At 64.2% G+C, this 14,686-nt stretch carries 8 protein-coding genes and 2 pseudogenes; all 10 read left to right on the plus strand.

What is annotated here, in order from left to right; translation table 11 throughout:
• Positions 1 to 235: pseudogene (locus Q2941_RS19410) on the plus strand (NAD(P)/FAD-dependent oxidoreductase); the annotation flags it as partial.
• Between the two features lie 97 nt (positions 236 to 332).
• Positions 333 to 845, plus strand: a complete 513-nt coding sequence (gene msrB, locus Q2941_RS19415; RefSeq protein WP_027528659.1) for a peptide-methionine (R)-S-oxide reductase MsrB — start codon at positions 333 to 335, stop codon at positions 843 to 845.
• 189 nt (positions 846 to 1,034) lie between these two features.
• Positions 1,035 to 2,834 (plus strand): flagellar hook protein FlgE, encoded by a 1,800-nt coding sequence (locus Q2941_RS19420; protein ID WP_027528660.1) that lies wholly within the window; start codon positions 1,035 to 1,037, stop codon positions 2,832 to 2,834.
• A gap of 38 nt (positions 2,835 to 2,872) precedes the next feature.
• Entirely contained in the window at positions 2,873 to 4,741 is a 1,869-nt protein-coding gene (gene flgK / locus Q2941_RS19425) for a flagellar hook-associated protein FlgK (RefSeq protein ID WP_458193456.1), read from the plus strand.
• A 50-nt stretch (positions 4,742 to 4,791) separates the two neighbouring features.
• The gene (locus Q2941_RS19430) at positions 4,792 to 6,660 is read left to right on the plus strand and encodes a flagellar protein (RefSeq protein ID WP_027528662.1); all 1,869 of its coding nucleotides are present in this window, start codon (positions 4,792 to 4,794) and stop codon (positions 6,658 to 6,660) included.
• Between the two features lie 215 nt (positions 6,661 to 6,875).
• Positions 6,876 to 8,488: pseudogene (locus tag Q2941_RS19435) on the plus strand (hypothetical protein).
• Between the two features lies 1 nt (position 8,489).
• Positions 8,490 to 9,740 carry an ATP-grasp domain-containing protein gene (locus tag Q2941_RS19440; RefSeq protein WP_027528664.1) on the plus strand — a complete coding sequence of 417 codons (1,251 nt, stop codon included), beginning with the start codon at positions 8,490 to 8,492 and terminating at the stop codon, positions 9,738 to 9,740.
• Positions 9,737 to 11,245: a pyridoxal phosphate-dependent decarboxylase family protein gene (locus Q2941_RS19445; RefSeq protein ID WP_458193457.1), complete on the plus strand. Its 1,509-nt coding sequence runs from the start codon at positions 9,737 to 9,739 to the stop codon at positions 11,243 to 11,245. Before Q2941_RS19440 ends, Q2941_RS19445 begins: the two co-directional genes overlap by 4 nt.
• A gap of 529 nt (positions 11,246 to 11,774) precedes the next feature.
• On the plus strand, positions 11,775 to 13,022 hold the full coding sequence (locus Q2941_RS19450; protein ID WP_458193458.1) for a flagellin N-terminal helical domain-containing protein: 1,248 nt from the start codon (positions 11,775 to 11,777) through the stop codon (positions 13,020 to 13,022).
• A gap of 293 nt (positions 13,023 to 13,315) precedes the next feature.
• On the plus strand, positions 13,316 to 14,563 hold the full coding sequence (locus Q2941_RS19455) for a flagellin N-terminal helical domain-containing protein (protein ID WP_254111646.1): 1,248 nt from the start codon (positions 13,316 to 13,318) through the stop codon (positions 14,561 to 14,563).
• Positions 14,564 to 14,686: the final 123 nt, after the last annotated feature.

Here is a 14,686-nt window from a genome sequence, read left to right on the forward strand (position 1 = left end):
GCTCTGGGGCAGGGCGAGCTCGGCCGCCGCCGGCTCGCTCGCCCGCTACCGCGAGCGGGCGCGGGTCAAGGAGCGGGAGCGCGACGCGAAACTGGCTGCGGCCAACCGCGCCGCCGGCACGGGTCCGCGGCGCGCGCCGCCCGGCGCGGTTCGCCCGGTTCGGCCGGCGCCGCCGCCGGAACCGGCGCCGCGTGCCGAGGAGGCCGTGTCGGAGGAGCAGGGCGTCTCGCAATAATTTGAGAAAAAACTCCGCCTGACGGTGTAACGTCGTGCGTTGAAGCCCGTATCTCAGCGCGTGGACAGGTGAAAAGTCCCCTCGCACGGAGAAAGAGATGTTTGACCGCCGCATCCTGTTGACGTCCGTCGCCGGCCTGTTCGGCCTGACGGCGTTCCGCTGGCTGAGAGCGACCCCGGCCAAGGCTGGAGAGAAGGCCGCGGAGAAATTCGAGATCGAGAAGACGGAGGCCGAGTGGCGCGCCCAGCTCACGCCTCAGCAGTACGAGATTTTGCGCAACCACGGCACCGAGCGGCCCGGCTCGAGTCCGCTTCTGAAGGAGCATCGCAAGGGCGTCTTCGCCTGCGCCGGCTGCGATCTGCCGCTGTTCGCGTCCGACACCAAGTTCGAGAGCGGCACCGGCTGGCCGAGCTTCTACCAGCCGATCGAGGGCAATGTCGGCAAGACCGAGGACCGCACCTACGGCATGGTCCGCACCGAGGTGCATTGCCGCCGCTGCGGCGGCCATCTCGGCCACGTCTTCGATGATGGTCCAAAGCCCACCGGATTGCGCTACTGCATCGACGGTTTTGGGCTCGTTTTCCACCCCGCGGCAGCGTCCGCGACGTAAGGGGTGTGCCCGGCAATTGTTGCCGGCCCGGCAATTGTGCCCCGGTCCCACGGCCGGGGCATGTCTATTTAAATATTTGATTTCACTGAAATACCCGCATTGGCATAGGCCTTGCGACGTCTCCTTCGATTGCGGCCAAGGGTCGCGAACGGTCGGCCGGCCGTCGGAATCGAATTTGGAGACAAAGTTATGGGTATCTTCGATGCAATGAACACCTCGGTGGGTGGCCTGCAGGCGCAGTCCTACGCGCTTCAGAACATTTCCGGCAATATCGCGAACTCCTCCACCACCGGTTACAAGGGCATCGGAACCAGCTTCGAGGATCTGATTCCCAACTCCGAGGTGCCCAGCAAGCAGGTCGCCGGCGGCGTCACCGCGCACGCGCAGGCGACGATCACGACCCAAGGCACGATCTCGGCATCCAGCGTCGCCACCAACATGGCGATCACCGGCGACGGCTTCTTCTCGGTGGAGAAGGCTACCGGCGTCGTCGACAACGTGCCGGTGTTCGACGGCGTCACCTATTACACCCGCCGCGGCGACTTCCAGGTCAATGCCAACGGCAATCTCGTCAACGGCGCGGGCTACTATCTGATGGGCGTCTCGGTCGATCCGAAGACCGGCAATCCCACCGGCAGCGTGCCGACAGTGCTGCAATTCCAGAACAACTTCGTCCCGGCGCAGGCCACCACGGCCGTCCAGTATGCCGCGAACCTGCCGACAACGCCGAACACAGTGGCGAGCTCGACGGCGGCGAGCGGTTCGCTCGTGGCCTATGGCGGCCTCAATCCTGCCGACTTCGCGTCGAGCCCGTTGCCGTATCTCGATCAGACGGTCACCGGATCGGCCGTCAACAATAAGGCTTCGACGCCTGTTCCCATCACAGCCGCGACGAAACTGTCGGGTCCCGCGAACAGCGACTCGTTGACGACCAACTTCGCCGCCGGCGATACCATCGTGGTTGACGGCATCACGATCACTATCACCACGGCCGGCACCGGCCTGCAGGACTCGACGCACGTCCGCGCGGACGACACTGTCGGTGATCTGCTCACGGCGATCGGTGGGATCACCGGTGTGGCGCCGACGATCAGCGGCAGCGGCGCCATTACACTCCACACCGGCGCCATGCAGGACCTCAGCATCACGAGTACAGCGTCCGCCTTTTCCCCTTCCGCGCTCGGTTTCACGAGCCCAGTATCGCTGGCACGCGCCGCCAATCCCAGCGGCGGCACCGTGATCGGAAACGACATCGCGACTTTCACCAAAGAATCCATCAGCGGCGGCGCGGTGACGGCTTACAACGCGGCCGGCACGCCGGTGAATCTGCAACTGCGCTGGGCCAAGGTCGACAGCGCGTCGCTTGGCGCCGGGCACGCCGATACCTGGAACCTGTTCTATCAGGCCGATCCCAGTGCCACCAACACGAAGGTCGCATGGGTGAATACCGGCACCAATTTCACCTTCGCAAGCGATGGCTCGCTGGCCTCGCCGACCGGCTCGGGCATCACCATCAATAACGTCACCGTCGGTGGGCAATCGCTGGGCTCGGTAGCATTCAATCTCTCCGCCGGCTCGCTGACGCAATATGCGAGCTCGAGCGGTGCCGTGACCATCAACACCATCACGCAGAACGGCTACGCCGCCGGCCAGCTCCGCTCTGTCGCCGTCAACAATAATGGCCTCGTGGTCGGCACCTTCTCCAACGGCCAGAACCTCGATCTCGCCGCGGTGACGCTCTCGCACTTCAATGGCACCAACTACCTGAAGTCGCTCGACGGCGGCGCCTATGCAGTAACCGACGAGTCCGGCCCGGCGATCGCCGGCGCCTCCGGCACGATCAGCGGCTCGTCGCTCGAGGGATCGAATACCGACATCGCCGACGAGTTCACCAAGCTGATCGTGACCCAGCAGGCCTACTCGGCCAACACCAAGGTGATCACGACGGCGAATTCGATGGTGCAGGATCTTCTGAACGTGTTGCGCTGATCAGCGCTCACGCAGCGTAACCAGAGGCGGGCAGTAACATGGGTTTGAGTTCATCCCTCGCCAGCGCAATGAGCGGCCTGCGTGCCAACCAGGCCGCGCTTGCGATCGTCTCCTCGAACGTCGCCAACGCGCAGACGCCGGGCTACGTCGTCCAGACGCCCAATCAGATCGAGGTTACCTCCGGCAGTTTCGGATCGACGGTTCTGACCACCGGCGTCGGCCGCGAGCTCGATCTCTACGTGCAGGGTCAACTTCGCACCGAGACCGGGGGCAGCGGCTATGCCGACCAGATGGCCAGTATCCTGGGCCAGCTGCAGAACGTCTACGGCACCCCAGGCGGCGACGGCACGCTGGAAAGCGCGCTCAACCAGTTCACGACCGCGCTGCAGTCGCTGTCGACGAGCGGAGGTTCGCTGTCGGCGCAATCGGTGGCGGTGACCGCGGCGCAGTCGCTGGCGCAGCAGCTCAACGCCACGAGCAACGGCATTCAGACGCTGCGCTCCAATGTCGAGCAGGACATCGGCGCTACGGCGCAGCAGGCCAACACTGCAATGGCGCAGATCGCCGACATCAATACCAAGCTGCAGAGCCTGACTGCGAACGACCCATCGGCTGCGACGCTGATGGATCAGCGGGATGCTGCGATCGACTCGCTGTCGAAGCTCGTCGATGTCCGTGTCGTCACAGACAGCTCTGGCCAGGCCAACGTTTTTACCAGCACCGGTATCCAGCTCGTCGGCGCCGGGCTCGCCTCGCAGTTCACCTTCTCCTCACCAGGCGCACTCACCGCAAACTCGCTGTACGACCCTAACTCGGTCAAATCCGGCGTCGGCACTTTGAGTATCAAGCTGCCGAACGGCTCGGCGACCGACGTTGTCGCCAACAATGTTGTCTCTTCGGGCCGGCTTGCCGCCGACCTCAAGCTGCGCGACCAGACGCTGGTCCAGGCGCAGAACCAGGTCGACCAGCTTGCCGCGACGATGGCGAGCGCGTTGTCCGACAAGACCACTGCAGGCACTGCCGTGGCCGGACCGCCGTCCGGATTCGATCTCGACGTCTCGAACGTGGCGCCGGGCAATACTGTCAACCTGACCTACACGGACACGGCGACCAACACCCAGCAGCAGATATCGATCGTCAACGTGACCGATCCGGCGGCGTTGCCGTTGCAGAATGCCGCGAACGCCAACCCGCTGCGCGTCGGTGTCGATTTCTCCGGCGGCATGGCCTCGATCGTATCGCAGCTCAATTCCGCGCTGGGCGCAAACCATCTCCAATTCTCCAATCCGTCCGGCACGACGTTGCGGGTCGTGGACGACGGAACGGGCTCGGCCACCGTCAACGCCGCCTCGGTGACGAAGACGATCTCGTCGCTGACCTCGGGCAATCCGCAATTGCCGCTGTTCACCGATGGCACCGCGCTCTATACCGGCGCCATCGCCTCGACCGGCCTGCAGATGACCGGTCTTGCCGGGCGTATCGCGGTGAATTCGGCGCTGGTCACCGACCCCACCCGGCTTTCGGTCTATAGCACCTCGCCCGTGACGCCGGCAGGCGACACCACGCGCTCGGATTTCCTCTATTCGCAGCTCACCAATTCGGTGTTCTCCTATTCGCCGCAAACCGGGCTCGGCTCGTCGAGCCAACCCTTCAGCGGCACCGTCCCGAGCTACCTGCAGCAGTTCCTGAGTATCCAGAGCAACGCCGCGACCCAGGCGAAGCAATTGCAGCAGGGCCAGAGCGTCGTAGTCTCGACGCTGCAGGAGAAGTTCAATTCGACCGCGAGCGTCAATATCGACACCGAGATGTCGAACCTGATCCAGCTCCAGAATGCCTACGCCGCCAATGCCCACATCATGTCCGTGGTGCAAAGCATGATGAACACCTTGCTCCAGGCCCAGGGGTGAGAAGCGAAAGCGTGATGCCCGAGTGTAACAAAGCGTAGGGTGCGGAAAACATGTCGATCAGCAGCATTAATTATTCCTCGTCGGTTCTTGGCGCGCAGATCCGCAACATCAACCAGCAACTCACCGACCTCTCGACGCAGCTTTCCTCCGGCAAGCTGTCGCAGACCTATTCGGGCATGGGCAACAATGAGGGCTTTGCGATCGCCGCGCGAACGCAGCTTTCGAACATCTCTGCCTTCACGGACACGATCAGCAACGTCAACATCAACGTCAACCTTGCCAACACCGCACTGCAGTCGCTGGTGTCGATGCGTAACACGACGCAGTCGGCGGCGGCGAGCACCAACCAGGATATCAATTCGGCCGGTCAGACGGTCGCGCAGCTGACCGCGGCGGCGCAGCTCCAGTCCATGGTCGCGGTGCTCAACACGCAATCGGCCAACCACTACCTGTTCTCCGGCACCGCACTGAACACGCCGTCCGTGGCGAGCGCCAGCAACATCATCAACGGGACCACCACTCAGGCCGGCCTGAAGCAGGTGATGGCCGAGCGCCAGCAGGCCGATCTCGGCACCAGCGGCATGGGGCGGCTCGTGCTGAGCCAGCCTTCGGCGACGTCGGTGCAGGTCGCGGAGGACGTTGCAGGATCGCCCTTCGGGCTGAAGCTCGCTGCGGTCTCCTCGACGTTCACTGGCGCCACCGTGACGGCTCCGAGCGGCTCGCCGGTCGCGGCCTCCGTCGACCTCGGCGCCACCAATCCCAACAACGGCGAAAACGTGAACTTCCAGTTCACGCTGCCCGACGGCACGAGCGAGCAGATCACGCTGACCGCAACCACCACGACGCCGGTACCGGTGGGCAGCTTTGCCATCGGGGCCACTCCGACTGCAACTGCAACCAATCTCAACAACGCGCTGAATAGCGCGATCAGCACGCTTGCCAACACGTCGCTGGTGGCTGCATCGGCGATAGAGGCCGGCGATAATTTCTTCAACACCGATGGCTCGGCGACGGGCGGCGCCAAGAACAACAAGGCGGCGCCGCCGGCTCCAATCACCGGCGCCACATTGCTGTCGGGCACGGCGCCTTCGGACTCCATCGGAACCAATCTTGCCGTCAATGACACCATCACGGTCAACGGCACGACGCTGACCTTCGTGGCGTCAGGCGCCACCGGCAACCAGCTCAACGTCACCGACAGCATCCAGACCCTGCTCAGCAAGATCGATCAGATCACCGGCACCTCGAAGCCGTCGACCGTCCATGGCGGCGTCATCACCATCAACACCAACGACGCGGCGAGCCTGAACATCACGAGCTCGAACAATGCGGCACTCGGCGCGCTCGGCTTCGGTGCGACGGTGACCGCCGCGACTCCCCCGCTGCGCGTCGGCAGCGTGCCGTTCGGTTCGGCGACGACACTGGTCAACGGCTCGGCCAATACGGTCAAATGGTACACTGGCAACTCCGGACCGGGCCCGGCGCGCTCCACCGCGCAGGCCCGGGTCGACGACTCCGTCACCGTGCAATACGGCGCGCAGGCCAACGAGACCGCGATCCGCTCGGCGCTGCAGGCGGTCGCCGTGTTCTCGACGTTCTCGACCTCGCCAACGGGCATGAATTCGCCCGGACAGATCTCGGCGCTGAGCTCGCGGGTGACGCAGCAATTGCTGCCGCAGCCCGGACAGCAGAAGATCGAGGACATCCAAGCGGATATGGCGATGGCCCAGAGCACGATGAAGGATGCCTCTGCCCGCCAGACCCAGGCTAAAGCAACGCTGCAGACCATCGTCGACCAGACCGAAACGGCCTCGCCCGACCAGGTGGCGAGCGAAATCCTGGCACTGCAGAACGCGCTCCAGGCCTCCTACCAGACCACCGCGAAGCTCGCGGATCTGTCGCTCGTCAAGTTCCTGTAAGGGAGCGTTAAGGCTCCATTAACCATGCCTGTTTACCTCTTGGTGAGGATTTGAGGCGTGGGGCCGTCGATGTCGGACAAGATGCAGCTCGTGGTGGCGCCCCCGTGCCTCGTCGGCCGGGTGTCGAGCATCTGCGCAAGCTCGGTCTTTGCGCAACAGCGACGTCACGTTGCAATTCGCACTGATCGCAGTCGCCGCGGCGTGAGCGGTCCGAGATGAGCGTCGGCGCGTCCCGCTGGCGGACTGAAGATGGTCCGCGCTACGGCCTACGCGACCTCTTTACGCCGCTTGAGGCGCTGCTCGTATCCGGCGGAGATCAGCGGCTGGCGATAGATCCCGTCACCCGCCTGAGCGACTACGGTTGCGCGCCGGAGCCCACGCCCGAGATCTGGAATTTCGCTTCTTCGACAGCATCGTCGATCTCCGAACGCGCCTATCACCGGGCGGCGCTGGCGCGCGAAGAGCTGGTGCACAAAACGTTGTTCGACGAGGTCGAGGTCGCATTCGATGCGCGTAATGAAGACATGCGCGACGAGTTGCGCAGCCATCTGCAGCTCGCCCCGCGCGTCGATATCGTGTTCTCGCCCTCCGGCACCGATTCCCAGCTCCACGCGCTGTTCCTGGCCCGCGCCACGCTCGGCGCGCCGCCGGTGACGATCGTTGTCGGCTCCGATCAGACGGGAAGCGGAACCGTCTATACCGCGCGCGGGCGTCACTTCAGCACCAGAAAGCGAGCGGATTCGCAGTTCGCAAGGATGGTGCGATCGCGGACCTGGGCTGTGACAGCATCGCGCTGCCGCTTCTTGATGCCGCCGCGGATCTCGGACCGCGACCCGACGCGGACTCTGCCGTGCTTCGAGCGATCGAGACCACGATCGGGCAGGGCAAACGCGTGCTGCTGCAGATCATGGATTCTTCGAAGCTCGGCTGGCGCGCGCCGAGCGAAGCCTGTCTCGACGAGATCGCCAGGCGCTGGCCCGGCAAGGTGCAGATCGTCGTTGATGCCTGCCAGATGCGGCTCGGTCTAAAGCGGCTGCGCTCCTACCTCGACCGCGGCTATATGGTGCTGATCACGGGGTCGAAATTCTTCGGCGGTCCCGCCTTCAGCGGCGCGTTGCTGGTCCCGAAGGGATTGTCGCGCAGGGTCGACCGGGGCGTCGACGCGGCGCCCGGCTTCTCCGACTATGCCAGCCGCAGCGATTGGCCGATGGGCTGGGCCGCTCTGCGCTCACGCTTCGACAGCCGGCCGAATTTCGGGCAGTGGCTGCGCTGGGAGGCGGCGCTCGAGGAGATCGGCGGCTACTATGCCGTGCCGAGTCCGTTCCGCGCGAAAGCCCTTGGCGAGCTCAGGGCCGGCATCGAGAGCATGATCGCGTTGACGCCGTCGCTCGGCGCGATCCGATCGGATGCGGGACATGCCGGAGTCGATGACGAGGAGTTCACCCATCCAACGGTGTTTCCCTTCACGCTCAACCGTCACGGCAAGCTGGCCGCGATCGCCGACTACAACGCGCTCTATCGCACGTTGGCGCGCGACATGAACGACGAGATCAAGGGTAGCGCGATGGACCGGCAGGTCGCCGCGCAACGCTGCCTCATCGGCCAGCCGGTTCGGCTGGAGCGACCGGACGGCGCAGTCTCCTGCGTGCTCCGCCTGTGCGTCGGCGCGCAACTGGTGACTGAAGCCTGGTCGGCGGACGCTGGAGATGCGCAACGGAATCTGCAGCGCATTCTCGACCGTATCGCCCATGTGCTGGTCAAGATCGAGCTGTTGCTCAACCGCGCCGACACCGCGGCACCTTTCATTCTGTCTGCGTCCGGAGCGTGACATGCAGCATCGTGCGTCTCAACCGATCGGCCTCACCGTGCCGCAATATGCCGACCGTATCGGCTTTGCGCGCTTGACGCATCAGGCCTTCGATGGCGTCGATCTGCGTCCCTTGCGCGACCGGTTCGTCGCCAAGATTGCGGAAGGAACGGTGCAGGCAGGCGAGGTGCTCGATCTGTCGCTGATCACTCAGCTCCTTGGCGACAAGAAGACGGGGCTTGCGATGCAGGCGGAGGTGCTCGCCTTCCATCAGCTGTTTCGCTCGCCCTGCGCCGTTGCAAAGCCCGCGCTACGCGTGCTCGCGCTTGCTGCAGCTATCGACATGGGCGGCAATACCCCGATCGAATTCCTGCTCGAGAGCTCGGACATCGAGCTGTTGACGCTCTACGTCGTCAAGGGCGTCGGCCTGCCGGAGCCGCTGCCGGATCACGACGTCGCCATCGTCGTCGCATCCGATTCCGAGGAGTGCCGCGAGGCGCTCGCGGCGATCGACGATGCTGCATCGCGCTGGCCGCGGCCGCTGCTAAACCGTCCGGACCGCATCGCCAACCTCGATCGCGACAAGCTGCATCGGCTGCTCGCCGGCGCGGCAGGCCTCGACATCCCCGCGACGGTCTGCGCGACGCGCGCGCAATTGTCGGATCTGTCGCAAGCGCGGATCCGGTGCGAGGACATCACGAGCGAGTTGCACTTCCCGATGATCGTGCGGCCGCGCGGCACGCATGCGGGCGTGGGACTCGCGAAGATCGACGATGCCGCGGCGCTGGCGGATTATCTGCCCGGGCGGCAGGAGCAGCAATTCTTCGTCGCGCGCTTCGTCGACTATTCCAGTGCCGACGGATTGTTCCGCAAATATCGTCTCGCCATCGTCGACGGTCGGCCCTACGCATGCCACATGGCGATCGCCGACCGTTGGGACATCTGGTACCTCAACGCCTACATGGCATTCAGCGAAGAGAAGCGCGCGGAGGAAGCCGTCTTCATGCGCGACTTCGATACTGCCTTCGCGAGCCGTCATCGTGCTGCGCTCGACGAGATGATCGCTCGCGTTGGACTCGACTATTTCACAATCGATTGTGCCGAGAACAGACGCGGCGAGCTTCTGATCTTCGAGGCTGACAACACGGCCGTGGTGCACAACATGGATTCGCCGGACTTGTTTCCGTACAAGCAGCCGCAGATGCACAAGATCTTTGCCGCGTTCACGGCGATGCTGTCGCGACATGCGAGGGCGGACGGGAGCGTGGCATGAACGAGATCGTTCGGGGCGATATCCAGAGCGCGCTTGCAGGGACTTCGCTCGATCCGCAGGATTGGAACGCGTTTCGCGCGCTCGCCCACCGCATGCTGGGCGAGACGATCGATTCGATAGCCAATGTGCGCGAGCGGGCGGTGTGGCAGCCTGCGCCGGACAGCGTTCGCGCGCAATTGAAAGCGGATGTGCCGCGCGGGGCAGCCGATCTCGGCGATGTCTATCGCGAGTTCTCCGACGTGATCGCGCCTTACGCGACCGGCAACGTCCATCCCGGTTTCATGGGGTGGGTGCATGGCGGCGGCACCGCGGTGGGCATGCTCGCGGAGATGCTGGCGGCCGGGCTCAACGCCAATCTCGGTGGCCGCGATCACATGCCGATCGAGGTCGAGCGGCAGATCACCGCATGGATGCGCGAGCTGTTCGGCTTCCCGCAAGATGCGAGCGGCATCTTCGTCACGGGAACGTCGATGGCGAACCTGATGGCGGTGCTGGTGGCGCGCACGAACACGCTGGGCACGCTTGCGCGTCAGCACGGCATCGGCAATGACGGTGCGCTGCTCACGGCCTACACGTCGAAGGCGGCACATGGCTGCATCGCGAAGGCGATGGACATCGCGGGGCTCGGCACCGATGCGCTGCGCCAGATCGATGTCGATGCCGAGCATCGCATCGACATCGCTGCACTGCGCGCGCAGATCGCCGTTGATCGCGAGGTTGGCTTCAGGCCGTTCCTCGTCGTTGCGTCGGCCGGCACCGTCGATATCGGCGCCATCGATGATCTCGCCGATCTCGCCCGATTGTGCCGCGAGGAGGGGATCTGGTTTCACGTCGACGGTGCGTTTGGTGCGCTCGCGATTCTTTCACCTGAACTTGCGCCGCGCCTTGCCGGCATCGAGCTTGCGGATTCCATCGCGCTCGATTTCCACAAATGGGGGCAGGTGCCCTATGACGCCGGCTTCCTGATGGTCCGCGACGGTGACAAGCATCGGCAGGCCTTTGCGCAGCCTGCGGCCTACCTGCGGCGCGAGGCGAGGGGGTTGGCGGCGGGCTCGCACTGGCCGTGTGATTTCGGGCCCGATCTGTCGCGCGGCTTCCGCGCGCTGAAGACCTGGTTCACGCTGAAGACCTTCGGCACTGACAGGCTGGGCGCCATGATCGCGCGCACCTGCGCGCTCGCCAAATATCTCGAGACGCGCATTCTCGCCGAGCCGCGGCTCGAACTGCTGGCGCCGGTCAACCTCAACATCGTCTGCTTCCGTTATCGCGCGACCGATGCCGACGAGGTCAATCGCGAGATCGTCGCTGATATCCAGGAGTCCGGGATCGCGGTACCGTCGAGCACGATGATCGACGGCAACCTCGCGATCCGTGCGGCGGTCGTCAATCACCGCACGGACACGATGGACATCGATGCGCTGGTCGCCGCGGTGCTGGATTTCGGCGCGCGGCGCTCGGGCGACGGCCTGATCGAGATCGACGCACCGCCGCTTGCGGCGCAGTAATCTCTTGCGCGATCTGAAATGAAGTCGGCCCCGGAGACGATCCGGGGCCGATCTCGTTTTGTGCAGAGAGTGCACGCCGATCAGGAGACAAGTGCTCAGGCCGCGGAGCTGACATTGCCGTTGGGGCGCATTGTTTCGTATTGCTTCCGCAGCTTCGCTTCACAGGTGATGCGTTCGTGTGGTGTGAGCTCGACTTTTGAGGGGCGTGCCTGTTCTCCATCAACGCTTCGGTAACGAGCGACTGTCGGGCTCCGCGCGAAGATGGCTGCCGGCTGCGGCATGCGAGCCATTGCTTCTGCAACATGTTCGTTGCTTGTTAACCACGATGACTGGCGCGATCTGCGATCGCCTTCGATCGCAGCAGGTGTTTCCGAGCGATCTTCACCCTTCTTAAAGCATGAGCTTCGAAGTCCGCCGGTATCCGGGGCATCCTACCGGTCAGATTCAGTTTTCGTTGATCAGTTGCTTCGTAGCGTCGGTGTACTCGGCCAAGAAGGCCGAAGTTGCGTAACGCCAGAAAGGTTGTTTCATGTCTCTCTCCAATATCACTCTGTCCGCCGCAGTCCGCCAGAACCTGCTCTCGCTGCAGGGCACCGCTGACCTGCTCGCGACCACGCAGAGCCGCCTTGCCACCGGCAAGAAGGTCAACAGCGCGCTCGACAACCCGACCAACTTCTTCACCGCCGCCGGCCTCGATGCTCGCGCCAGCGACATCAGCAACCTGCTCGACAGCATCGGCAACGGCGTGCAGGTGCTCCAGGCGGCCAACGAAGGCATCACCTCGCTCTCGAAGCTGGTCGATACCGCCAAGTCAATCGCCAACCAGGCGCTTCAGTTGTCCTCGGGCTATACCACGAAAGCTAACGTCTCCATCGCCGCGCCGACGGGCGCCGGCGCGCTGGGCGTCGCGGGTACGGCAACCGATCTGACCAACGCGGGCACCAACTCGCTGGAAGGCAAAACGCTGGTCTTCAAGACGTCTGCGACTGCCTCGACCACGCTGACCATCAGCAGCACGGCCGGTGCCGGCAACGTCAACTCGATCAGCAGCCTCAACTCGGCGCTTTCGGCGGCAGGTATTCAGCTGACCGCTAGCCTTAACACCAACGGCTCGCTGACCTTCACCTCGAGCAACGATGCCGCCTCCCAGACCATCACGGCCACAGGCACCTATGCCGCTCCGTCGGCCGGTTCCTCGAGCTCGGTGGACGTTTCCGGAACGGCGACCTTCGGCGCGGTTACCGCCGCGGTAGCCGATCCGGTGTCGCAGGCCTCGCGCTCGTCGCTGGTCGCGCAGTACAACCAGGTGATTCAGCAGATCACCACCACGGCGCAGGACGCCTCCTTCAACGGCATCAACCTGCTGAACGGCGACTCGCTGAAGTTGGTGTTCGACGAGACCGGCAAGTCGGCGACGACGATCCAGGGCGTGACCTTCAATCCGAACGGTCTCGGCCTGGGTTCGCTCACCTCCGGCACCGACTTCATCGACAACGTCGCCACCAACTCCGTGCTGACTTCGCTCAACACCGCCAGCACCACGCTGCGCTCGCAGGCTTCGGCCTTCGGCGCCAACCTGTCGATCGTGCAGATCCGCCAGGACTTCAACAAGAACATCATCAACGTGCTGCAGACCGGCTCGTCCAGCCTGACGCTCGCCGACGCCAACGAGGAAGCGGCCAACAGCCAGGCGCTGTCGACCCGCCAGTCGATCGCAACGTCGGCGCTGTCGCTCGCCAACCAGTCGCAGCAGAGCGTGCTGCAGCTGCTCCGCTAAGCGCGTCAGAATTCTCGATCCCGCGAGCGGCGGGGCTTCGGCCCCGCCGTTTTCTTTTGTCCGCGTGTTCTTTCGTTCGCGTGTCGTATTTGCATCCGGCCGGTCGCGCTTTAACCTCTGCTTAACTCGCCGGCCCGTCTTGACCGTCTGTTAACCATAATATTTCGAAAGCGCCGGCGCCGTTAACCAAGACCCGGCCGGCTTCATCCTTTGTTGACCATAGGATTCCTAGGGTTCCCGGCATGCGCGGCCAAGAAAGGCCGGCTGTTGATTTAAGCCAGAAAGGTGCCTTCATGTCTCTCTCCAACATCACCCTCACTGCCGCAGTCCGTCAGAACCTGCTCTCGCTGCAGGGCACCGCTGACCTGCTCGCGACCACGCAGGGCCGCCTTGCCAGCGGCAAGAAGGTCAACAGCGCGCTCGACAACCCGACCAACTTCTTCACCGCCGCCGGCCTCGATGCCCGCGCCAGCGACATCAGCAACCTGCTCGACAGCATCGGTAACGGCGTGCAGGTGCTTCAGGCGGCCAACACCGGCATTACCTCGCTGTCGAAGCTGGTCGATACCGCCAAGTCGATCGCCAACCAGGCGCTGCAGCAGCCGTCGGGCTATACCACGAAAGCTAACGTCTCCATCGCCGCGCCGACGGGCGCCGGCGCGCTGGGCGTCGCGGGTACGGCAACCGATCTGACCAACGCGGGCACCAACTCGCTGGAAGGCAAAACGCTGATCTTCAAGACGTCTTCGACTGCCTCGACCACGCTGACCATCAGCAGCACGGCCGGTGCCGGCAACGTCAACTCGATCAGCAGCCTCAACTCGGCGCTTTCGGCGGCAGGTATTCAGCTGACCGCTAGCCTTAACACCAACGGCTCGCTGACCTTCACCTCGAGCAACGATGCCGCCTCCCAGACCATCACGGCCACAGGCACCTATGCCGCTCCGCCGGCCGGTTCCTCGAGCTCGGTGGACGTTTCCGGAACGGCGACCTTCGGCGCGGTTACCGCCGCGGTGGCCGATCCGGTGTCGCAGGCCACGCGCTCGTCGCTCGTCGCACAGTACAACCAAATTCTTCAGCAGATCACCACGACGGCGCAGGACGCCTCCTTCAACGGTGTCAACCTGCTGAATGGCGATTCGCTGAAGATGGTGTTCGACGAGACCGGCAAATCGACGGTGACGATCGCGGGCGTGACCTTCAATCCGACCGGTCTCGGCCTGGGTTCGCTCACCGCCGGCACCGACTTCATCGACAACCTCGCCACCAACTCCGTGCTGACTTCGCTCAACACCGCCAGCATTACGCTGCGGTCGCAGGCCTCGGCCTTCGGCGCCAATTTGTCGATCGTGCAGATCCGCCAGGACTTCAACAAGAACATCATCAACGTGCTGCAGACCGGCTCGTCCAGCCTGACGCTCGCCGACGCCAACGAGGAAGCGGCCAACAGCCAGGCGCTGTCGACCCGCCAGTCGATCGCAACGTCGGCGCTGTCGCTCGCCAATACGTCGCAGCAGGCCGTGTTGCAGCTGCTGCGCTGACCTCGGCAAAATCTCACTACGAAATTGCGGCGGGGCTTCGGCCCCGCCGTTTTGTTTGCGGCGAGAACAAAGAAGAAAGCGACGAGGCCAGGCCCCGCCGCCGCAACTTTCTTGTCAGGAGCG

The sequence above is a fragment of the Bradyrhizobium sp. UFLA05-153 genome (genome assembly GCF_054185185.1).